This is a genomic window from Vibrio sp. bablab_jr001, from assembly GCF_016464285.1.
GTDB lineage: Bacteria > Pseudomonadota > Gammaproteobacteria > Enterobacterales > Vibrionaceae > Vibrio > Vibrio fluvialis.
In genome coordinates this window covers 411437-433905 of the sequence record NZ_JACDWZ010000046.1, presented here as the reverse complement: position 1 = coordinate 433905, position 22469 = coordinate 411437, and the positions used below count along the sequence as shown (strand labels likewise).

20 protein-coding genes are annotated in these 22469 nt (G+C 49.7%); 12 read left to right on the top strand and 8 right to left on the bottom strand.

The annotated features are described in order from the left end of the window. Positions 1-218 precede the first annotated feature (218 nt). Genes JIG40_RS09310 through JIG40_RS09300 form a run of 3 tightly spaced genes read left to right on the top strand, consistent with a single transcriptional unit; the run spans position 219 to position 2617 of the window. Positions 219-959 carry a 5-oxoprolinase subunit PxpA gene (locus JIG40_RS09310; RefSeq protein ID WP_020430315.1) on the top strand — a complete coding sequence of 247 codons (741 nt, stop codon included), beginning with the start codon at positions 219-221 and terminating at the stop codon, positions 957-959. 12 nt (positions 960-971) lie between these two features. After that, entirely contained in the window at positions 972-1691 is a 720-nt protein-coding gene (locus tag JIG40_RS09305) for an allophanate hydrolase subunit 1 (RefSeq protein WP_199465215.1), read from the top strand. After that, a complete protein-coding gene (locus JIG40_RS09300; RefSeq protein ID WP_158152249.1) occupies positions 1688-2617 on the top strand; it encodes a biotin-dependent carboxyltransferase family protein in 930 nt (309 codons plus the stop codon). Before JIG40_RS09305 ends, JIG40_RS09300 begins: the two co-directional genes overlap by 4 nt. A 92-nt stretch (positions 2618-2709) precedes the next feature. Here JIG40_RS09300 and JIG40_RS09295 read toward each other — a convergent pair whose 3' ends face one another. The 3 genes from JIG40_RS09295 to JIG40_RS09285 all read right to left on the bottom strand — a co-directional run bounded on the left by JIG40_RS09295 (position 2710) and on the right by JIG40_RS09285 (position 7627). After that, positions 2710-4173, bottom strand: coding sequence for an FAD-dependent oxidoreductase (locus tag JIG40_RS09295; RefSeq protein WP_158143375.1), 1464 nt, complete (start codon positions 4171-4173; stop codon positions 2710-2712). Positions 4174-4511: 338 nt separating this feature from the next. After that, on the bottom strand, positions 4512-6953 hold the full coding sequence (locus tag JIG40_RS09290) for an ABC transporter permease (RefSeq protein WP_199465214.1): 2442 nt from the start codon (positions 6951-6953) through the stop codon (positions 4512-4514). Beyond that, the gene (locus JIG40_RS09285) at positions 6950-7627 is read right to left on the bottom strand and encodes an ABC transporter ATP-binding protein (RefSeq protein WP_020329125.1); all 678 of its coding nucleotides are present in this window, start codon (positions 7625-7627) and stop codon (positions 6950-6952) included. Before JIG40_RS09285 ends, JIG40_RS09290 begins: the two co-directional genes overlap by 4 nt. Between JIG40_RS09285 and tesA the strand changes: the two genes are divergently transcribed. The 4 genes from tesA to JIG40_RS09265 all read left to right on the top strand — a co-directional run bounded on the left by tesA (position 7626) and on the right by JIG40_RS09265 (position 13478). Continuing rightward, positions 7626-8225 carry a multifunctional acyl-CoA thioesterase I/protease I/lysophospholipase L1 gene (gene tesA / locus JIG40_RS09280; protein WP_199465213.1) on the top strand — a complete coding sequence of 200 codons (600 nt, stop codon included), beginning with the start codon at positions 7626-7628 and terminating at the stop codon, positions 8223-8225. The genes JIG40_RS09285 and tesA overlap by 2 nt on opposite strands. A 163-nt stretch (positions 8226-8388) precedes the next feature. Beyond that, positions 8389-9576 (top strand): enoyl-ACP reductase FabV, encoded by a 1188-nt coding sequence (gene fabV, locus JIG40_RS09275; RefSeq protein ID WP_199465212.1) that lies wholly within the window; start codon positions 8389-8391, stop codon positions 9574-9576. 183 nt (positions 9577-9759) lie between these two features. Beyond that, positions 9760-11673: a GGDEF and EAL domain-containing protein gene (locus tag JIG40_RS09270; RefSeq protein ID WP_199465211.1), complete on the top strand. Its 1914-nt coding sequence runs from the start codon at positions 9760-9762 to the stop codon at positions 11671-11673. A 155-nt stretch (positions 11674-11828) separates the two neighbouring features. Beyond that, positions 11829-13478: an ABC-ATPase domain-containing protein gene (locus JIG40_RS09265; protein WP_199465210.1), complete on the top strand. Its 1650-nt coding sequence runs from the start codon at positions 11829-11831 to the stop codon at positions 13476-13478. Between the two features lie 76 nt (positions 13479-13554). Here the strand turns inward: JIG40_RS09265 and JIG40_RS09260 are convergent, their stop codons facing one another. Then, entirely contained in the window at positions 13555-14178 is a 624-nt protein-coding gene (locus tag JIG40_RS09260) for a DNA-J related domain-containing protein (RefSeq protein ID WP_020329120.1), read from the bottom strand. Positions 14179-14351: 173 nt separating this feature from the next. Next, positions 14352-15191: a 2OG-Fe(II) oxygenase family protein gene (locus tag JIG40_RS09255; protein ID WP_020329119.1), complete on the bottom strand. Its 840-nt coding sequence runs from the start codon at positions 15189-15191 to the stop codon at positions 14352-14354. Positions 15192-15423: 232 nt separating this feature from the next. On the opposite strand from JIG40_RS09255, the gene JIG40_RS09250 reads away from it, so the two are divergent. Continuing rightward, positions 15424-16035 carry a DUF2238 domain-containing protein gene (locus tag JIG40_RS09250; RefSeq protein ID WP_199465209.1) on the top strand — a complete coding sequence of 204 codons (612 nt, stop codon included), beginning with the start codon at positions 15424-15426 and terminating at the stop codon, positions 16033-16035. A 64-nt stretch (positions 16036-16099) separates the two neighbouring features. Here the strand turns inward: JIG40_RS09250 and cutA are convergent, their stop codons facing one another. Beyond that, complete coding sequence (cutA, locus tag JIG40_RS09245) at positions 16100-16423, bottom strand: divalent-cation tolerance protein CutA (RefSeq protein WP_199465208.1); 324 nt, start codon at positions 16421-16423, stop codon at positions 16100-16102. Positions 16424-16728: 305 nt separating this feature from the next. Between cutA and JIG40_RS22850 the strand changes: the two genes are divergently transcribed. Beyond that, positions 16729-16941 (top strand): hypothetical protein, encoded by a 213-nt coding sequence (locus JIG40_RS22850; protein ID WP_075990157.1) that lies wholly within the window; start codon positions 16729-16731, stop codon positions 16939-16941. Between the two features lie 7 nt (positions 16942-16948). On the opposite strand, the gene JIG40_RS09240 is transcribed toward JIG40_RS22850, so the two are convergent. Both JIG40_RS09240 and JIG40_RS09235 read right to left on the bottom strand, forming a co-directional pair. Further along, positions 16949-17605: an HAD-IA family hydrolase gene (locus JIG40_RS09240; protein ID WP_020329113.1), complete on the bottom strand. Its 657-nt coding sequence runs from the start codon at positions 17603-17605 to the stop codon at positions 16949-16951. Positions 17606-17770: 165 nt separating this feature from the next. Beyond that, a complete protein-coding gene (locus JIG40_RS09235) occupies positions 17771-18274 on the bottom strand; it encodes a hypothetical protein (protein WP_199465207.1) in 504 nt (167 codons plus the stop codon). A gap of 168 nt (positions 18275-18442) precedes the next feature. Here JIG40_RS09235 and JIG40_RS09230 point away from each other — a divergent pair, with 168 nt between their 5' ends. From JIG40_RS09230 to JIG40_RS09220, 3 genes are all read left to right on the top strand, one after another. After that, positions 18443-18919: a CreA family protein gene (locus JIG40_RS09230; RefSeq protein ID WP_020329110.1), complete on the top strand. Its 477-nt coding sequence runs from the start codon at positions 18443-18445 to the stop codon at positions 18917-18919. 120 nt (positions 18920-19039) lie between these two features. Further along, complete coding sequence (locus JIG40_RS09225; protein WP_038127727.1) at positions 19040-20344, top strand: inosine/guanosine kinase; 1305 nt, start codon at positions 19040-19042, stop codon at positions 20342-20344. Between the two features lie 302 nt (positions 20345-20646). Continuing rightward, positions 20647-22362 (top strand): EAL domain-containing protein, encoded by a 1716-nt coding sequence (locus tag JIG40_RS09220; RefSeq protein ID WP_199465206.1) that lies wholly within the window; start codon positions 20647-20649, stop codon positions 22360-22362. Positions 22363-22469 lie beyond the last annotated feature (107 nt).

Here is a 22469-nt window from a genome sequence, read left to right as displayed (position 1 = left end):
CACTCGCACGAACTGGGAGCATCTTGGCTCAGGATAAGACCGAGCGACTTTCCTGAATCTTTTCTGGTTCACTATTCTTTTCAAGGGACGCGTAAAAATCTGGACAAACCGCTGAGAAACCGGAGACTGCAATACAGGAACAATGAATAGGATCACTGTTTGCAGCGCGCATTTCCTGCAACTTAACCGTGACTTACACAACAAGGATAGCGAATCCGGTGACGACACGTACAATCAAACTCAACTGCGACATGGGCGAAAGTTTTGGCGCCTGGAAAATGGGCGCCGACGATCTGGTGATGCCGTATGTGGATATGGCGAATATCGCCTGCGGCTTTCACGCCTCCGACCCTCACGTCATGAGCAAAACCATTGATATGGCGCTGCAACACGATGTCATGATTGGCGCTCACCCGGGTTACCCCGATTTACAAGGGTTTGGTCGCCGCTCCATGGCGTTCAGTGATGAGGAAATTTGCGAAATCCTGATCTATCAGATTGGCGCTTTGAAAGCGCTGTGTGAAAGCAAAAATGCCGAGTTGAGTTACGTCAAACCACACGGAGCGCTCTACAACGACATGATGCGCGATAAGGAGATCTTCCGCGCCGTGGTCGATGCCGTGTCAGTGTTCAACGTTCCGCTGATGATTTTAGCTTCATCCAACAATCAGGATTATCTGGATATCGCCGACAGCTATGACGTCCCGCTGCTGTTTGAAGCGTTTGCTGATCGCACCTATCTGGCGAACGGTAGCCTGACACCACGCTCCATGCCCAACGCGGTGCTCAAAACCGAAGATGCGATTCTGAGCCAAGTGCAACAAATTGCAAAATATGGCAAGGTAACCAGTGCCGATGGTTTCGTGATTCCCATCGAGGCCGACACATTGTGTGTACACGGCGACAACGACGAAGCCATTGCCTTAATCGCCAAAATTCGCGACCAACTGGACATATGAAAAGGATTTTAATTGCGCCTCAATTACTCTATCGAGCAGGTTGCAGAAAGTAGCCTGCTGATTCGTTTTGATCATCAAGCCCATGCTTCACTGTCTCTCATCATCGGAGAGATAGCCAAACGAATCCGCCTCACTCTGGGAGACTACGTGATGAACGTGACTCCCTCTTACACCACCATTCTGATTGACTACTTACCGTATCGCATTGCACCTCAGACGTTCGCAAAACGCGTCATACAGTGTGTTGAGAAAGCCACCGAGAAGGACGCTCAACCTGCGGCGGCCGTTGAATTGCCAGTTTATTACCACCCAGATGTCGGGCCGGATTTAGCGCTGTATCAGCAACAGGGTCTCTCTCTGGATGACGTGATTGCACTGCATAGCAGGCAAACCTACACTGTGTGCGCCATCGGATTCGCGCCAGGGTTTGCGTTTATGACGGAAGTGGCCGAACCACTGCGCCGGGCGCGACATGCCACGCCGAGACTCTCTCTTCCAGCAGGCAGCGTTGCGGTTGCCGAGCAGCAAACCGCGGTCTATCCAAACGCCTCGCCTGGTGGGTGGAATATCATCGGGAACTGCCCTCTGCCACTCTTTACGCCAGATACATCGCCGATGATACCTTGGGGGATTGGCAGCCAAGTGACGTTTCGTGCCATCAGCCGGGATGAATTCCTTGAGCTAGGCGGAATAATCGCACCTGAGCAATTTCAATGGGGAAGCGCACGATGAAAACTTGCATGACAGTAATCAAGCCAGGTCAACTCAGTCTGATTCAGGATTTCGGCCGCTTTGGACTTAGCCATGTCGGCATTACCCAATCAGGCCCGGTGGATGATTATGCTTACAGTTGGGCTAACCACCTGCTGGGCAATTCGGTCAATGCTGCTACTCTGGAAATTACCTTAGGCCAGGCCGAATTTGAGCTTCAGCATCCTTGTCAGATGGCCATCACGGGCGGCGACCTCAATGCCACACTTGATGGCAAACCACTGACTAACTGGTGTACGTTCAGCGCGCAAAAGGGACAACGGCTTAAGTTTTCCCTGCCGCGCAACGGACTTCGCTCTTATCTCGCGGTACGCGGCGGTTTTGTGGTTAAAGCCCACTTAGGTAGCGTCTCTACCGTAAAAAAAGAAGGTCTGGGCGGATTGCATCAGAATGGCAAACCACTACAAAAAGGTGACGTGCTGCAATTCCTGCCCCACTCGCTAGACGCAAAACCGCTACAAATGACGTTTCGACTCAAGCCAGATTACAACCTGCCACTGCGACTGCGGGTGATTGAGAGTTACCAGAACGCCAGCTTTGACAAAGAGAGTCTGCACACCTTCTTTAACCGTACCTACACCGTCAGCCAGCATGCCGACCGCATGGGCTATCGACTGACCGGGCCAGAGGTCACGCCTCCCTCAGAGCCCATTCTGTCCGAAGGGATCGCTCTCGGCGCTATTCAGATTCCACCGGATGGGCAACCGATTGTGCTGCTCAATGATCGCCAGACCATCGGCGGCTACCCGAAAATAGGTTGCGTGGCGAAGATCGACTTACCACGTTTAGCACAAGCCAAACCCGGCCAGAGCGTTCGTTTTGTCAGAGGCGATTTGGAAGGCTTACAAGATGTGTGGTGCCAGTGGGCACGCTTTTTCGGCTACTAAAAAACCGCGGAGCCACATTGGTCATTTTTACCGCAAATACGCACAAAAAAAGCCCTGATTCATCAGGGCTTTTTTATTTCTATGCTCATGGCTTAAGCCATTCCTACCACTTTCGCCAGCGCTTGTGGATAACCACGTTCGTCAGCCAATTGCAGTGCTTTCCGCTCCACCTGCTCTGCGGAAAGGCTCATGCTGACCGGATGCTGCGCCTCTATCGAGTCTGCAGCCTGTTCGTCCGCCAATTGCCATTCAGCGACAATCTTACGCGCAGCTTCCAGCGCTGAAGAGCCTTTAACCACTTCAATCCGCGCATAATGACGCGCTTCAAAAGTCACATCCGCAGCACGCAGCGTAGCGTCTTCTCCGGGGATCTGCTGCGCGCCAAACAATGGTTTACCGCCGACTTCAGCGCGAGCAAAGTCAGGCACAAACTGGCTCATATGCTCAATCGCCCGCTCGGTACGCTCACGAGTTGCGTCAGCCTGCCAGCCTTGCGTGATCTTGTTGGCAAGATAACCCGGTAATTGCGGCTGCGAAGAGATGCCGTTGGACGCAACCAAACCATCTTCAAACAGGGTAATGCCTTGAGTCATGCCGTGCAGTTGGAACACCCCATCAGCGTACGGCGTCAGTTGCGCCATTCCTTGCGGTGTGCCACGAGGCCCGTGGAAAATCACTTCTGGCCACTGCTGCTGGCACTGCGGCCAATGCGTAACATAAGCGGCTTTGAATTCCACCAGGCGCTGGCGCGAAAAGCGCGTCATGTCATCGACTTTACCGGTTTCGAAGCCACAGGCATTGACCAGATAATCGCTCACCAGTTGATGTTGGTGCCCGTTTTTATCCTGATATGTCAGTTGCCACTGGTTATCCACGAACGCCGAAGCAACTAAGGTCGCGTTAGTCAGCACTTGGCAGTTGTCCAAAGACGCCAGCACCAGTTCGGCACTGGCTGCCAGACGAAAGACACTCCAGCCATATTCCTGAACCGCAACCACCGGATATTTCAAGGTGGACAAATCCGCGTGCTGAGCAAACGGAATCAGCCACTCCTCGATCGTGGTCGGTTCCTGAGTCTGAGTTTTTAACGCCAGAGCTTCAAGTTGCGCACGATCAAACGTCTGATAATACGCTTGCGGTGCGCCGAGAATTTGATTGCGGGGATCTTCATCCACCAGCGATTGATACGCGTCCTGAATGACTGACAAACGCGGCAAAATCTCCTCCGGCTGCCCTGGGTCGGTATGCGGAACCGCAATCACCGTCGGACGCTTATTCAGCGTGTGAGGATAAAGGCGCACAGTCTCAATCGACTGTCTGAGTAACTCAACGCACTGTTGCTGCGAGATTTCCCGGTACAAGTTACCGCCCGCATGCAGGTGACAAATAGGTGGGCCATTGACTAACCCCGGTCCTTTTTCCAACAGCAGCACGTTGAGCCCTAATTCACTCATATGAACTGCTGCAGTCGCCCCCGCAACACCACCACCAATGATAGCGACGCTGGGTGACACGGTATTTGGCGTTGTTTGTAACATTTCGCTGCCGATAGTCATTTATTCACTGCTTATTCTAATGCTTGTAAAACGCTATGAAAATCACATTTTTTACGCGGTCTTATCTCAATAACGACACATTTATGTCGTCAATTTTTCTCTTACTACTCATCAGAGGAGCTAGATCACTCTATGAACAAATCAAGACAAAAAAATGAAAAAAAATGCTTGACTCATTATTGCCAAAACCGCGTTTTCGCCCCCTTGTGCATAACGAATTGGCTGGATCCTTCGGCGGCACGGGGCTGGCGCGAAACGGTGAGTTATTAACAGGCTGAGTTATCCCAAACTTTATCCACTGTTTTTGTGGATAACTAAACTAATTACTCAAGTAACTTCTAATTAAACGCTTTATTTATAGGGACTAATAACCGCTTAATCAGACTGCTCACAACGACAGCAAGTGTGCAAAACGTCACCACCGGCAGCGTCAGCCACATCAGGAAATGCGCCGATGGTGTCAGTTCAAAACCAAATTTCATCACACTCGCTACGACGGTATCTGCACTGATACTGGCGACCAGACCCGCAATCAGCGCCATCAAACCGTATTCAGCCCAAATCGTGCGTGTCACACGGCGTCGACTCGCCCCGAGAGTACGATAGAGTTGAATTTCTTGTTGACGCTGGCTCAAACTCAGACGCAGCAGTGTGAAGATCAACAAGATGCCTGCCACTACTCCCAGAGCCGCCAGAACGGTGATCGACCAAACGATCTGCGTCAGTAGCGTCTGGATCTTCGCTCCCATCGAGCGGATATCCAACAAGCTCACCGTCGGATGATTGCGCGACAGTTGGTTGAGCAGCGCATCATTCTGGGATTCAACCCGGAAACTCACCAGCCAGCTGCCCGTAATGTCTTTCATGACATCCGGCGTGAAGATGAAATAGAAATTCGGCTTCATTTCGCGCCACTCTACGTGGCGAATGGTGTTAACGACCGCTTCAATCTTTTGGCTGTTGATGACAAAAGTCAGTTTGTCACCGATTTTCAACCCCAAATCGCGCGCGACATCTTCCTCGACCGAGACACCATCGTGTGTGGTCCATTTGCCTTCCAACACCTCGTTGTAGCTCGGTAGCGACTCTCCCCAGGTAAAATTGAGCTCACGGCGCAGCGCGTCCGTTCCCTCTTCCCCCTGAGTCAATGTTTTGGCATCAACACCGTTAATGTCCGCCAAACGGCCCCGAATGATTGGAAACGCCTGAGAGCGTTCGATCCCGGCGTCGTCGAGTGTTTTGAGGTAAGCCTCTTTCTCATACGGAGCGATATTGAGTGCAAAGGCGTTCGCGGCATCCGGTGGCAGTGTGCGCTGCCAGTCCGAAAGCAGGTCGGTACGCACCAACCACATCACCGCAAGCAACATCAGCGACAGTGACAGCGCGCCAAACTGAATCCCCGTCGCCACGCTGGAACGATTGATTCGGCTGAGTGCCAATTTCATTGACGTACTGAGCGGAAGACGACCGAGCAGGCGCGTTACGGCGACGCTCAATACCGCTAACACAACAAACAGAACCGCAATGCCAGCCAACACAATCCACACCAAACGGTTTTGCCAGTACACCGCTAACATCGGGATCAGCGGCACTAAAATCAGCGCCACATTCCAGTGGTGGCGATTTTGTTTTTGCGCCGCTTGCAGCACGCTCACGGCATTCACATTCAGCAGATGTCCAAGCGGAATACCGAGCGCAGGCACAGCAATCAACACGCTGGAGGCCAACGCTACGATGGCAGGCTTGTAGCCGTAACCCGGCAGCGGATTGGGCAGCAGATCCACCAGCGGCACGCGCAACAAGTACTCCAGCCCGACACCAATCACGATGCCGGCAATTGCTGCAAATCCGAGTAACATCAGTACCTGCACCGCTAACCAGCGACCAATCCAACGTTTGCTGGCGCCCAAACTTTTGAGCATGGCAATGGTGCGTTGACGTGTTGAGACATAGTGCTGACAAGTCAACACCAGCGTCGTCGCCGCCATGATGATCACAATAGCAACGGTCAGAGAGAGGTATTGCTGCGTGCGTTCAAACACTTCATTGGTACGACTGGCGCTGTTCTGATCGCGCCAGCGATCGCTTGGTGTCAGTTCAACCGCCTTTTTCAGCGCCTCGATTTGCGCAGGTTCACCGTTAATAAACAAGCTGTAACTGACGCGACTACCAATTTGCAAGGCGCCGGTTTTCGCCACATCCTGCTGGTGAATAAATACCGACGGCATTTGTTGAAACGGGTTAAAACTCAAACCAGGCTCTTCGACGATGCGACCACTGACGGTAAAATCCGCATCCCCAATTGTCACATTGTCACCAATCGCCACGTTGAGCTGGGAAAAAATACGTTCATCCAGCCACAGTTGACCGGGCTGAAGATGATTGACGATGCTTTTGCCGTCGGAAAGCTGCATTTCGCCGCGAATGGGGTACTGACTATCCACCGCTTTGACTGTCACCAACTGCATGCCGTTGTCACTGAACGCCATGGTCGCAAAGCGGGTCATGTTCGAGGTTGCCATCGATTGCTGCTGAGTGAGCGATTGCAGCGCGGGCGGAATCGGGTTGGCGGACACAAACACGCTGTCAGCAGTCAGGGCATCTTTGCCCTGCTTCACCACCACTTGTTCCATGCGTCCGGCCAGCGCCGTGAGAGCAAATACGCAAGCGATGATTAAGGTCAGCGCCACAGAAATGGGCCACAACTGACCGTGACGAATCTCGCTCAGACTCCAGCGAATTAAACGCTGATTGAGCGCGGGGGCAGAGGTCTGACTCATGTACGCTCCTCCAGCATGCCTGCTTGCATGTGAAAGCGGCGATCACAGCGCGCCGCCAGTTTCGGATCGTGCGTTACCAGCACCAGCGTGGTGCCATGTTTCGAATTGAGTTCAAACAGCAAATCAATCACTTTGGCGGCCGTTTCCTGATCCAGATTGCCCGTCGGTTCATCGGCAAACAGCACCTGCGGGCCAATCATAAAGGCGCGCGCCAACGCGACCCGTTGCTGCTCACCACCAGAAAGCTGCCCCGGTGAGTGATGAATGCGATGTTCCAATCCGACAGACGCCAGCAGCGCGGTCGCGCGGTCGCGATCTTCGGCCTCACCTTTCAGCAAACATGGCAGCGTGACGTTTTCCAGTGCCGAAAGGCTGGGAATCAACAGAAAGCTCTGGAACACAAAGCCGACCGATTCACTGCGGATCGCCGCACGCGCTTCGTCATCAAGTTCAGACAGTGCCTGCCCGAGTAAGTGAACTTCTCCGTGGCTTGGCGTATCTAACCCGGCAAGCAGTGTCATTAAGGTCGACTTGCCCGCGCCAGAAGTACCGACGATGGCAACGCTTTCGCCCTGATGAATCTGCAGATTCACCTCTTTAAGGATTGTTAATTGCTCCTGATTGGTGGAGACTACTTTGGACAACGATTGAGCTGAAATAACAGGTGTTTGCATGATTCGACGACTTTCCTTGATTCTTGTTCTTTTCTTTTCCGCTAGCGCTAGTAGTAACACACTCTTAATACTTGGCGATAGTTTAAGCGCTGGCTACCAGATGCCGATTGAGCAAGCTTGGCCCAGTTTACTAAGCCGCGCCTTGAAGGGAAAAGGCAAAAATGTTTCTGTTGTTAACGGCAGCATCTCCGGTGATACCACGGTTAACGGCCTGGACCGCCTGCCTTCATTGCTGAAACAGCATCAACCGGATGCGGTTCTGATCGAACTCGGCGCCAATGATGGCTTACGCGGTTTTCCACCGAATGTGGTCGAGAACAACCTGCGCAGCATGATTGACCAGATTCAGGCCACCCAGAGTAAAGTCATTCTGATGCAAATTCGTATTCCGCCCAATTACGGCAAGCGATACAGTGATGCCATTGCCAAGCTCTACCCGACACTGTCGGACGAAAAAGCCGTTCCATTGATTCCGTTTTTTCTTGAACAAGTCATCGTCAAACCAGAATGGATGATGAAAGATGGCTTGCATCCGAAATCGGAAGCTCAACCTTGGATTGCCGATTACATGGCAAAACAACTGGCACCGCTACTCTGAGTGCTGCTTACCTTTTCTTTCCAGATTCCGCCCCACTAATGCGGTGGAATCTGCCTTCCTTGTTTAAAATCCCAGTTTTTAATGGTCTAGCTCAATAAAATTTACGCAGCTTTACGATATTGTTAACGCTCCCCCTACTGTAATGAAACAAAGGTGATCATCAATGCGCATTGAGCCCGTTATTCAGGGTGTAGTGGCCCGCACCGCTCATCCACTTGGCTGTGAACAAGCTGTTTTACAACAAATTGAGTGCGTTAAATCGGCAAAACCGATCACACAAGGGCCCAAACGCGTTCTGATCCTCGGGGCGTCATCCGGATTCGGTCTGGCGGCACGCATTGCACTCACATTCGGCGGAGCCAAAGCCGATACCATCGGCGTATCCTTTGAGCGCGGCCCGTCGGACAAAGGTGTCGGCAGCGCTGGCTACTTCAATAATCTGGCGTTCAAGAAGCAGGCCGATCGAGAAGGTCGTATCGCCATCAACATCAATGGCGACGTGTTTTCTAAACAAGTCCGTGAACAAGTCATCGAAGCGATTGAAACCTATTTTGAAGGCGAAGTGGATCTGGTGATTTACAGTATCGCCAGTGGCATGCGCCGCAAACCCGGCAGCGAGGATTTCTGGCGCTCAGCAATCAAACCCATCGGTGAGCCCGTATCTGGCGCTGCCATTCTGCTGGAAAATGATAAGTGGGTCGATGCCACTTTAGAGCCTGCCAACGAAGAAGAGATCGATAGCACGCTGCGTGTTATGGGCGGTGAAGACTGGGAAGACTGGATCGATACGTTAATCAACACCGAATCTGTTGCTCAAGGCTGTAAAACCATCGCGTTTTCTTATGTGGGCCCTGAGATTACCCACCCTATCTACCTGGACGGTACGCTCGGCCGGGCGAAAATCGATCTGCACCAAACCAGCCATTCGCTCAATCTTAAACTGGCGAATTTTGACGGCGGAGCCTACGCGACCGTGTGTAAAGCCCTCGTGACCAAAGCCAGCGTATTTATTCCGGGTCTCAGCCCGTACCTGCTTGCTTTGTATCGAGTCATGAAAGAGAAAGGTACGCACGAAGGCTGTATCGAGCAGATGCATCGTCTGTTCAGTGACAAACTGTATGGCAAAACTCCCGTTCCCGTTGATGGTGAACGCTTGGTTCGTATGGACGATTGGGAACTCAATCCTGATACGCAAGAGCGAGTGCGCCAGTTGCTGTCGGATATGAACTGTGACAACTTTAAGCAGGTTGGCGATTACGCCGGGTTCAAAGCGGAGTTTCTGCGTCTCAACGGGTTTGGGTTTGACAATGTCGACTACGATGCAGATATCGACTTAGAACGCTATAAGTGATTTCGCGAGTCGTTCGTGACAATTTCTGTCAATTTGTGAAGGTCCCGAGTATTTGTCGGGACTTTTTTTGTCGAACAATAAAGCTGTTCATATACTGATAAAGACGTGCTGCAACCCTAAGCAGCGCGCATGCTGAGCAAGGATTGTTCAGATTCCTCTGCCGACTTTCAAAGGATTGACTGTATGTCGAGAATCAATACGCATGCATTAACTGTCCCCCAAGAGATGCTGAGTGGCTGGCAAACCATCGTTAACCTGCTTGCCGATATTCTCCATGTTCCTGCCGCGCTGATCATGCGCATCCACGATGAAGAAATAGAAGTATTCTGCGCCAACAACAACGTTCGTCAGCCCTATCACAGCGGAGATACGGAGGCATTAGGCCACGGTCTGTACTGTGAAACGGTGGTGCACAGCCGCAAGGAGCTTGTGGTGCCAAACGCGCTCAACGACCTGCAATGGCGGAAGAATCCGGATATCGCACTGGGTATGGTCGCTTATTGCGGCATCCCCATTCTGTGGCCCAACGGAGACGTTTTCGGCACGATTTGCGTGCTCGACAACAAAGAGAATTTTTTCACCCCGACTTATCGGCAGCTACTCCATTGTTTTCGCACCGCGGTTGAGTCTCAGCTCACCGTGATTTATCAGCATCACAAACTGAAACTGCTGAACGATGATTTACAGGCCAGAATTCAAATTCGCACTCAGGACCTGGCCGATATGAATTACTCACTGAATCAGGAAATCGATAAACGTAAAGCCGCCGAACAACTGGTCGCTTTTCAACTGCATCACGACAGCGGTACGGCCTTCTTAAACCGCACAGGATTAGAATCCGAGCTGGAACAAGCGTTGCAAAGCAAGCAACCACTTGCATTGATATACATTGGTTTTGCCAATGCTCGTCATCTGCAGTCACGTCTCGGCTATCAGCGCTGGGAGCAGGTACTTAAACGCTATCGTGAACGCGTGGGTCATTTTGAAGGTGTAGAGATAGTCACTGCCAGACCGAGCGTCACTGATCTCATCTTGTTGGTGAAATCGGCATCGCTCGACAGAACCTTAGAACTGCTGTGCCATCGCTTAACCGGGATCCATCAGGCTGAATTTCAGCTTGACCGCGAACGGTTCCATCTCAACGCGTATATTGGCATTGCAACCAGTGCAGACAGCGACAACAGCAGTGAATTAATTCAGTACGCCACAGAGGCGATGCAAACTTGTAAAGACTCCGGCTACTCGTTTTACTATCACTCGCAATCGGCGTTCGATAATGTCTCGTCGGCCAATGCGTTTGAAAGCTACCTGCTTCAGGCGTTGCAGAACGATGATTTATTGCTCTCTTTCCTGCCTAAAGTTGCGCCGGATTCTCGTCGCTGGCTTGGAGCGCAAACGTTATTGCGCTGGAGCCATCCTCTGCTCGGAGACGTCTCCCACGAAGCGTTAATGACGATGGCGGAACAAAATGGACTGATGTTTGAACTTGGCCATTTCATTTTGCGCCACACCATTGAAACAGCGAGTCGCTGGCGTACCGCCTATCCGGATCTGAAACTCACTGCCAGCATTTCTGCGGTCCAACTGCAAAATGGCCAATTGGCACAGCAAATAGAGGCGCTGCTGAACGCGCACGATGTGCTGCCATCTCAACTCGACTTAGAGGTCAACGAAAGCGCTTTGCTGTCTGACGAAGTGGTGGCACGTAATTCTCTGCAAGCCTTGCATGATTTGGGCGTGCATTTGACATTAAGCGAATTTGGCTCCGGCTTTGCTTCATTCCATCATCTGAAGAAATACCCGTTTGATGCGATCAAAATCGATAAGACGTTCATTCAGCAGCTTGTCAGCAACAGCGAAGATCAGGAAATCCTGCGCTCGGTGATTCATGTTGCTCAGAAACTTCATCTTGAAGTCGGCGTTGAAGGGGTTGATAGCCCAGAGCTGGACGCGTTTCTTGTCGAGGAAGGATGCGATTCTGCGCAAGGTTATTTGTACAGTCGCCCGATTGCCACAGAAGAATTTGAATTGGCCATGCTGAACCAAAGTTACTCGTTTGCCCCTTTGGGAAACGGAACCAGTCAGGCGGCAAAGTAAACCAGCTTATAGCGCCAACAAACGCCAATCGCTCTATCGCAGGGAATCAATTAAAGGTTTCCCCTCTGGTTTGAATTGCTTATCATCCCTTTACTCATAGGTGGGCGCTCCCTATAATCGCCCCCTTTTCTCTTTCTCAATGAGCGATAAACGAGATGGATTTATTAACATCTATACTGAAAAAACTCGAAAAACAGAATTACCGAGCGTATCAGCAAATTAAAGGCCAATATGATTTTGGTGACTATACCCTGTATATCGACTACGTTCAGTCGGATCCTTACGCATCCGCATCTCGTCTGCGCGCCACCCGCGCCTGGTCTTTGACCGGCTTGGATTGGCTACGCGAAAAATCGCCGTCTTATCAACGCGCTGCACGTGACTTTATTGCGCGTTCATTTGCAGAATTTGCCAAGCAGGAAAACTCCATTTCCATTTCGCTGACGGGTCAAACCGTGCTCGACAGCACCTCTGTGGTGTTTAACGATCACGGTATTGAGCTGCGTTTTCGCATGAGTCTGCCAGCAGAAGGCCGTGATATTCTGGCGAAAAAGGCCCTCAATATCCTGACCTTCCACATGCCGAAGTTTATTCGCCGCGCCACTATCGAACGTGAACTGGACAAAGAGGCGCTGATTCAGCACTGCGAAATCATCGAAGATCAGGATGCATTGCGTGCCCAACTGGCAGACAAAGGCTTGGTAGCGTTTGTCGCCAACGGTAGCGTACTGCCACGTCTGGCTGGTAACTGCGACCTGCCGATGAAAGAAGCTGTTCCTTTTACCGCTCCGAAAGAGTTGGAAGTGACACTGAGCACGCCAAACCAAGGTGACATTAGCGGCCTGGGTATTCGCAAAGGTATCACTCTGATTGTCGGCGGTGGCTTCCACGGTAAATCGACCCTGCTGACAGCGCTGGAGCGCTCAATTTACAACCACATTCCGGGTGATGGCCGTGAACGTATCGTGACCGATGGCAATGCGATGAAGATTCGCGCCGAAGACGGCCGCTGCGTACACAGCCTGAATCTGTCGAATTACATTAACCATCTGCCGATGGCTAAGAATACCAGCGATTTCAGCACGCAAGATGCGTCTGGATCGACGTCTCAGGCCGCCTGGTTACAGGAATCGATTGAAGCAGGTGCAACGACGCTGCTGATTGACGAAGATACATCAGCAACCAACTTTATGATTCGTGATGAACGTATGCAGGCGCTGGTCAGTAAAGGCGATGAACCTATCACGCCGCTGGTTGACCGTATCGGTCAGCTGCGTGATGAACTCGGCATTTCAACGCTGGTTGTTATGGGCGGTTCTGGCGACTATCTGGATGTGGCAGACACCGTGATTCAGATGCACGATTACCAAGCGGTGGATGTGACAGAAAAAGCACAGCAAGTGATTGCCCAGCACCCAACCGAGCGTCGCAACGAGTGTGAAACGCCGCTGGCAACTTTCCCGCCGCGTTCATTCAATCGTGCAGCTCTGCAAAAAATTCTGGTTGATGGCAAATTCCGTGTGTCGGCGAAAGGGGTTGACGCACTGCGTTTCGGTAAGGAGTTTGCCGATATCTCTGCGCTGGAGCAGTTGGAATCTGCATCTGAAGTGAATGCAATCGGCTGGCTGTGGTTCCAGCTGGCGCAATTACCGGGTTGGTCGAAAAATCCGACCAAAGAGATGGCAGAGATGCTGACTGAGCAGTGGCACACCGCGATGCCAAATCACGGCGATCTGGCGAAACCACGCATTCTGGATGCGATGGCTGCATTAAACCGCATGCGCAAATCGCAGTTTAAAGCGTAAGCCTCTTAAAACTGTAAGCCAATAAAAACGCCCGCTGATAGTATCGCGGGCGTTTTTATTGGTATTCCAAACAGATTCAGTATTCTTGCCTTAGCACGTTCCAAGCTGCGCACAACACACGAAAACGTTCTGCGTCACCATTATCGCGATCAGGGTGCCAACGCAGCGCCAATTTACGCCACGTTTTACGAATCTCAAACGACGTTGCATCGCCGGGCAGTTCAAATAAGCGCAGTGCTTCACTACGGTTGAGATTGCTGACATCTTCTCCGCCGACAAATCGACGATAACGAGTCCAAAATTCATTGAGCAGCCGCTTCACTTCCCCTTCACTGGCTTCATAATGCTCCCAATGCGTGTAGTAATCACGCAATGGCTCGTCCGGGTCTATGACATGATTGGCGTTACGAAACATCGGCATCAGCACAATATCCATTGCTTCGACCTGCAGCCATTTTTGCGGATAGAGAATTTCCTGCAACTGATACAGCGCATTCATGATCAGAAAGTTGCGTTTAAACAGATCTTTCTCTGGCGCACTGTCTAACACCGGAACCAGTTCTAACTCGCCCAGATGAGCGGCCAAGGTGTGGACTTTCCAGCCGGAGGGCTGTCGCTTCAGCACTTCCAGAATTGGCCATAGCAGCGGATTTTCCATGTACGTTTGGAAAGTTGCGCTCAGCGGTTGTGTTTCAGACATACGATGCTCGTTTTTCAATCCCTTGCATAAATTCAAATCCAAACTCAGCCATTTGTCGAGTTGCACTTTTCTTTACTATGCAAGTTTTTGAACTAGCGTCTGTTTCTGATGCAACGCTGACAAAATAAAAAGCCAGCATCACGCTGGCTTTTTTATCATTAAGTAGGTAATGCTCAGATTACGCCCAGCTCACGCAAGCGTTCCATCAGGTAGCTGTGCGCTGTGTAACGCTCAGACAGCACAACTTCTGGTTTTGGATGCAGGAACAGAGGCAGAGAAATACGCGACTGGGTCTGACGCTCACCCGTTGGGTTGATGACTCGGTGCGTTGTGGATGGGAAGTAACCACCCGACGCTTCCTGTAGCATGTCACCAATGTTGATGATCAGGTTACCAAAGTCACACGGTACATCGATCCATTCACCATCGCTGCCCATCACCTGCAAACCAGGTTCATTTGACGCAGGAAGAACCGTCAGCAGGTTAATATCCTCATGCGCCGCCGCACGAATCGCCCCCGGCTCTTCTTCACCACTCATTGGCGGGTAATGCAGCACACGCAGCAGCGTTTTTTCACTGCCGTTGATCATCTCAGACAGCGCAATGGAAAAACGTTGCTGAACTTCAGCAGGTGCATGAGCTTCAACCCAGCTCAATAACTCAGAAGCAAACGCGTTCGCACGGTCATAATAATCCAGAATCTGCTCTTTCAGCTCTTGCGGGATCTGGCCCCAAGGGTAAACATGAAAGTACTCTTTGATGTCTTTCACTGTATGGCCCTTCGCCACTTCAGATACGCTTGGCGGGAAATAACCATCCTGAGTTTCTACGTTAAATTGGAACTCGTTTTTACGCTCAGACATAAAAAATTGGTACCAGTTTTCGTAGATGGACTCGACCAGCTCTTTTGGAATCGGGTGGTTTTTCAGAACACCAAATCCGGTTTCACGCAGTGACTTTACAAATTGCTCTGCGGCATCCGGAGCAAGATAATCGACAGTTTCCAGTTTCATGACTTTACTTTTTTTGTTATGGGACTTGAACGCGGGATTTTAAAAGTCACCATGGGGTAAATCAAACTTTAATGAAATGATCATGTTTGAATGCGCTGAATCTGAGCGACTAACTACACTTTCAACAGTAAACGTTTACGTACCACTGACCCGAACGCGTGAAAACACAATTGAACAGCGTTCATAATAATGGCAACATAGGTACGTTACTTCACAAGGGAATGATAACCACATGAATTTTCCGAAAAGTTTGATTGGTTTTACGTTGGCGTATGCCTTGGTGTTCGTGTTCTCCGCTATTGCTCCGTCCTCTCGTGCCGTGTGGATTGCTGAAATTCTGCCAGCGATGCTGATCCTCGCCTGGATCTGGTGGGTTTCCAGCCATCAGCGATTAAGCAAAACGGCTTACTTCCTGATGTTTATCTGGCTGACTCTGCATACGATCGGGGCTAAATATACCTTCGCAGAAGTGCCGTTTGACTGGTTCAACCAACTGATTGGGTCAGAGCGCAATAACTTTGACCGAGTTGCGCATTTTGCTATCGGTTTATACGCCTACTCGATTGCGGAATATCTGATACGCCGCCAGTTGGCCAACCGTTGGATTGCTGGCGCCTTTGCTCTGTTCTGCATCATGAGTATTGCAGCAGGCTATGAAATTATTGAATGGTGGTACGCTGACTTGGCAGGCGGCGAAGAAGGCATCGCGTTCCTGGGTTCACAAGGTGATATCTGGGATGCGCAAAAAGACATGCTATGCGATACCCTTGGTGCAATAACGGCACTGTTTATCATGAGTTGGCAGTGCCGCGTGCAACCCAAGCGCTTTGCTGTCGTCTCTTGAAGCGCTTTTTAGAATTCGATTAAGGAGCCAAATGGCTCCTTTTTTTATCTCTTAACTTTATCTCTTAACGCGGTGTGTTTTGTTCTATCCAAGCGAGGTAAGGATTAAAACCGTCCACAATCGGCACTTGCACAATCTGAGGCACCTCGTAGCAGTGTAGCTGGTCGATTTCCTGCTCCAGCTCAGCGTAGCAGGCTTTACGCGTTTTAATGATCAGCAGAATTTCTGAGTCACAGCACACTTCGCCATTCCACAGGTAGTGACTTTGAATTGGCATAGTTTGCACACAGGCGGCTAACTGTTTTGACAACAAACTGTGAATGATTTGCTGAGCGTTCTCCTGGCGGTTTGTGGTGGTCAATACAATACAGAAATCATGGTTGTCCATCTAAGCCTCCTCGCTTTGCAGCGTATTGATGCGTTTCACTCGCTAACCAGAAACAGCATATACCGAAATATCGTATTTCGTCAGTGCATCGACCTAAAGCTGAGAGCCCGGTATTGACCAGTAAAACCGTTTGTAGCCAAATGGCTAACTCGCTCTTAATGCAATCGGTAGCATTGTTAATTATGAAATCACTCTCAAAATCAGCACAAACCTTGTCACTGTAACAGTACGTGGCCAGGAATCGGATTATTCTAAAACCATAATTAAATACATTTGATTCTTTTATCGCTGCCGAGTATTTCTCTATGACTAAAAACTACGACGACATTTCATCCACCGATGGTTGCCCTCTTTGCCAACACGACGAATATTTTGTTTCACAAGACGGGGAAAAGTTTATCTGCGGACAATGCGGATTTAAAACTGACCACCTGAAAAGCATCCAGATGCAACTGAGTTTGTTGCAAAGTGCTTCAGCGCTACGTTGCCCATCGACACACAGAAAAACCATGCATTAAAAGTGCGTTAGCAAACATACTCTGTGAGATGTTCTAGTTTTGACAGGATCACGACTTCATCGTAAGTCGTTCGGTTTGAGGGGTTTACTGGTTGCACCTGAAACGTTGTGACGCCAGCCAAGACCCCGGCTTCCACCCCTTTTGCCGTATCATCAACGTAAATGCACTCATCTAAGAGAAATCCCATATTCATCGCGCAATAGCGAATCAAGTCCGGCTCAGGCTTCCAGCTGTTGGCTTCAAACGCGGAAAACACTTTGCCGGTGAAATACGGCATTAAGCCAGCTAATTGAAGAATGGATTCGATTTTTTTCCGGGGAGCATTGGAGGCGACGCAAAACTCAATATCATGGTTGCTCAGCGTATCCAATAAAGTAATCACGCCGTCCATCGGTTTCAGTTCAGCAGCAAAGAGAGTTTCCAACTCTTCGCGATAGCGGGTTTCCAGCACGTCAATATCCGCGCTCATACCAGCCAATTCCAAGGTAGTATTGAGAATGTCGGCGATCTTGCCACCTTCAAAATTCTGCGCGATGTCTGAAATAGATAATTCAGCACCAAGATCGTTGAAAATACGGACCAATGCCTCGCAGCACAGGCGCTCGCTGTCAACTAAGGTACCTTCACAGTCAAAAATAACGCAGTTCGTTTTTTTGTCAGCCATATACGCTCCTCTTTACAAGCAGTGTATACGGCAGAGGGACAGGCGAAACAACGCATTAAAGGAAATGAAACCGCTCTCACACAGTGAACATCAATTTATCAACCGACATCACTTTTCTGGCTTTACACACCAAGCGTTGTCTTAACAGTGTCACATCATTGGGGATCAAAGCTCGATGAATACATCACCGCTAAATGCATGATTCTGAAGCCATTTCGCTACCACAGCATTGGCGAACTCACGTTCATCGCCGAATGCGTTCACGGAACGTACTACAACATCCGACAACAAGACGGCATCAGCTTGCGCGGTAAGAATCGCAGCCGCCACAGGCTCTGACTCGGAGAAACCCAGATAAAGGGCACAAGGTTCGGAATAGATGATTTGAGTAAAGAATTCGACCAGCAGGTTTTGTTCCTCTTCACTAGCCATCTGTGAGGCTTGCAGCAGAGCAAACATAATGGTCAGTCGATGGAAATCAACTAAATAGATGTCATCCAGCTGGCCTTGAACAGGTTGGTCAAGCAGAGGCTGAGTTTGTCGCTGCTCGCTCAACGTTTGGTATAGCGCGCGCCCTTTAATGCTTTCCGGCGTTGGATACTCTACGTCAACTTGACTCCAGAGCCACTGGTTTTTGATTTCAACAATCGCGTGAGATGACGGCGTCATAAGGCGTACTTCTTATCGTTAACAAAAGTTCAAGTGCTGGCCATCCATCAAACATCGAGTGAAACAGTTGGCAAAGCGTCGCAAACCCGGAGTCTAGCACAATTCTTGTCTGTTTTTATCGAAACATACTGCTATCATAAATCCAACACGAACAGTTGGAATTATAAAATGATCAAGAAATTAGCCGTGGTTTCCCTTTGCACTCTCGCTCTTGCCGCTTGTGACAGCTCAGAAGTCGGCGATGTGAGTCTGGGCGTGTTTACGACCCAAGATATTAAGCTCAACAACCTGACTGACCCTGATGTCCCTGGCGTGACTTGCCACATTGCCAGCATTGAAGCCGATCTGAGTCTGGCTGATCCTTCCGATTCTTCGATTTCTTGCCGTCAAACGGGCGAAATCACTCCAGAAATGATCGCGAAAATCGACAAGTCGAAAGCGGGCGATGTCGTGTTTAAAAAATCGAAAAGCATTTTCTTCAAAACCATGAAGATCCGTCGAATTTTCGATGCACAAACACAAACGCTGATGTACGTCTCTTATTCGACCAAAGAGACATCAGGCAGCTTCAAACACAGCCTGTCGACCGTTCCATTATGGGGAACCAAAGCTTACAACGCGTTCCCAGCCCCTACCGACAAGTAATTATTGTATAAAAAGAGAGCGACTTGATCTGAGTCGCTCTTTTATGTCGTAAAAGTGAAACTTCAAATAAATTTTTGTGATATTATTCGCGAAAATTTTTCACCATTGCCCACTTAACACATGAAGTTTCCTGGACAGCGCAAATCTAAGCATTATTTTCCCACGCACGCTCGTGATCCGTTGGTTAATCAAATCCAACAATCTACTCATCTCCATCGCCCTACTGTCGTCGGTGTCGGCCAGACTATCGTTGATATTGAAGCGCGTGTGGATAATGAATTCTTAGAAAAATATGACCTGAGTAAAGGACACTCTCTGGTACTGGAAGAGAGTAAAGCCGATGCGCTTTACGACGAACTGGTAGAACGCGGACTGATCACGCACCAATACCCGGGCGATACCATCGGTAACACCCTGCACAACTACTCTGTGCTGGCAGACAGTAAATCTGTGCTGTTGGGGGTGATGTCCAAAAATATCGAGGTCGGGTCTTATGCGTATCGCTATTTGTGTCGCACTTCCTCACGCATGAACCTGAACCACCTGCAGACTGTGGACGGCCCGATCGGACGTTGCTACACGTTGATCTCAGAAGACGGTGAACGCACTTTCGCCATCAACGAAGGTCACATGAATCAACTGCATCCAGAAAGCATTCCGGAAGAGGTGTTTGATAAAGCATCAGCGCTGGTTGTTTCCTCTTATCTGATGCGTGGCAAGCCTGAAGATCCAATGCCAAAAGCCGTGCAACGTGCCATTGAAATTGCCAAAGCGAAATCTGTACCTGTGGTGCTGACTCTCGGCACTAAGTACGTGATCGAAGGTAATGAAAAATGGTGGCAGGACTACCTGAAAGAGCATGTCACGGTTCTGGCGATGAACGAAGAAGAAGGTGAAGCGCTGACAGGCGAGAAAGATCCGCTTCTCGCTGCTGACAAAGCACTGGAATGGGTGGATTTGGTGCTATGCACCGCCGGTCCGGTTGGCCTTTACATGGCAGGTTATGTTGACCAAGCGGTGAAACGCGAAACCGAACTGCCGCTTCTGCCGGGTAATATTGCTGAGTTCAATAAATACGAATTCAGCCGCGCGATGCGCCAGCAAGATTGCGACCATCCACTGCGTGTTTATTCACACATCGGCCCTTATCTGGGCGGCCCGCTGGAAATCAAAAATACCAATGGCGCCGGCGATGGCGCATTGTCCGCCTTGTTGCACGACATGGCAGCAAACAGCTACCACCTTCGCAACGTGCCGAATTCAGCCAAACATGACCGTGAATACCTGACTTACTCTTCGCTGTCGCAGGTGTGTAAGTACGCTAACCGCGTCAGCTATGAAGTGTTGACGCAGCACTCACCACGTCTGTCTCGTGCTCTACCTGAACGTGAAGACAGTCTGGAAGAGACTTACTGGGATCGTTGATACCCTACGCATTACCTGATTTGGTTATAAAAAGCGGCTTTATGCCGCTTTTTTTGTGGTTTAAATTTGCTAACACAAATCATTATCAAATCAAACTCTGTTGCGTCAAAATCATGCGCATACGCACGCTTATTATTTACATAAAATTTCATAATTGAGACATTCTTTCGTAAAGTATATAGTTGACGCTTAAAAGAAATATATTAATAAATTTGTTATCAACACCTTCTATTTCCCTATTTAGTTGCTTTAACATTGATTGCTCAGAATCCAAATGATTCAGTAGAGCCAGGTGCATTGATATGTCATTGACGCAGGAGAAAACCCCGCACTTAGTCAATATGTTTTCGGACGCTCACCAAAAGCGTTTGGTCCATATTTTTGACGTCTTTAGTGAAGGGATTTTTCACATGGATGAACAGGGTTGTATGACATTTTACAACCCAGGCTTTTATCAACAATTTGGTTTTAACGCCTCCACCATCACACTCAGCGAATGGTATTCTGTCGTGCACCCGCAAGATAGGATTCAACTCGAAGAGCGAGTCAACGACCATGTGATCCACGAAGGTCGCGTTACCACCCAATATCGCGCACGTAAGACGAATGGACAGTATGTCTGGATTCTTGGCACCGCGGTGACCAAGGAGCACGACGGCGAAACATTTATGGTCGGCAGTCATCGCGATATTTCCGACCAGAAACTGATGGAGTCATACCTCAATCAGGCCGCCTTTTACGACAATGTTTCAGGCTTGGCGAACGCAACCAAACTCCTTAAAGACATTGACCAGATAAAGCTTAACGACACTCAGTCCGGCACACTGGTTTACATTCAGATTGACGACATCAAATCGTACCTAAACCAATACGGTACCGAAGTCGTTCAGCACATTCTGCACCATTTGATATCTGCGCTGAATGCCATTACCAGCCACGATACTGAATTCTATCGGGTTCGTTCTGATGATTTTGCCATCCTGCTTAACCACCCGGTTAGTAGTGAAAACCTGGCGGCACTGTGCCAGGACATACTCGAGCGCTACTCAAAATCAGCGCAAGAGCACGGCCATCTGTTCGGAGACAGTATGAGCATCGGGGTGTATCCGGAGTTTTCTTCCGAATACAGCGCCGAGCAAATCATCAATATCGCCTCTCGCACATGTCAGTACGCGGGAGAGAAAAATCGCTCACGCATCGAGATCTACAACGGTAAAACTCAGCGCGCGGTTGATCGCTTTTTCTACATTGAACGAGGTTTGAAAGAGGCACTGCAGTCCCGCTCTTTATCCGTCAAGTTCCAACCGATTCTCAACGCACAAAGCGGCCAGGTGTCGAGCTTTGAAGCATTGGTTCGCTGGCGTTCGAAAGAGTTTGGCGAAATATTTCCGGATGAGTTTATCCCGGTTGCGGAAAAGAAGGGCTTGATCACCGAACTGGGTTATCAAGTGTTTGAAAAAGCATGCGAATTCATCAGCCGTTACAACCAGGTCAATGGTGTGAACATTCGCGTGAATATCAACGTCTCCGTTTTGCAGCTCCTCAACAGCACATTTCCATCTAACATCAAAATGATGGCGGATGAAGCCGGCATTGCCCCTAAGTCGATTGTGCTCGAGCTGACGGAAACGGTTATTCTCGATGGCAACAAAAATGCGTTACACCAACTCGATACACTGAGTAAAATGGGGTTTCAGCTCTCTCTGGATGATTTTGGCGCAGGATTGAGTTCGATCCACAGTTTCTTTGATCTGCCACTCAATCAGATCAAGATTGATCGCTCGATGGCGACCAAGACGCTGACCAATCGTGCATCAGAACAATACTTAAACTTCATTATTCAGCTTTGCCGCAGTAAAGGGGTTGATATCGTCATTGAAGGTATCGAAAACAGCGGCATGTACCAGAAGTTTCGTGAGATGGGCGCTTCTTATCTGCAGGGCTACTGGTTCTCCAAGCCGTTGTCGCTGGCCAGTGCGAGCCGTTATACACTTTCAAGTAACCTGACCTCTGGTTAAACCACAGGGTGTGAAGTAGCTCCGATAACCTTTCATGGTCATAAATCCTTCATCTAAGTGGCTGGATTTTAGTGAGATTGCTCCATAATATCGCCGAAACATACGGA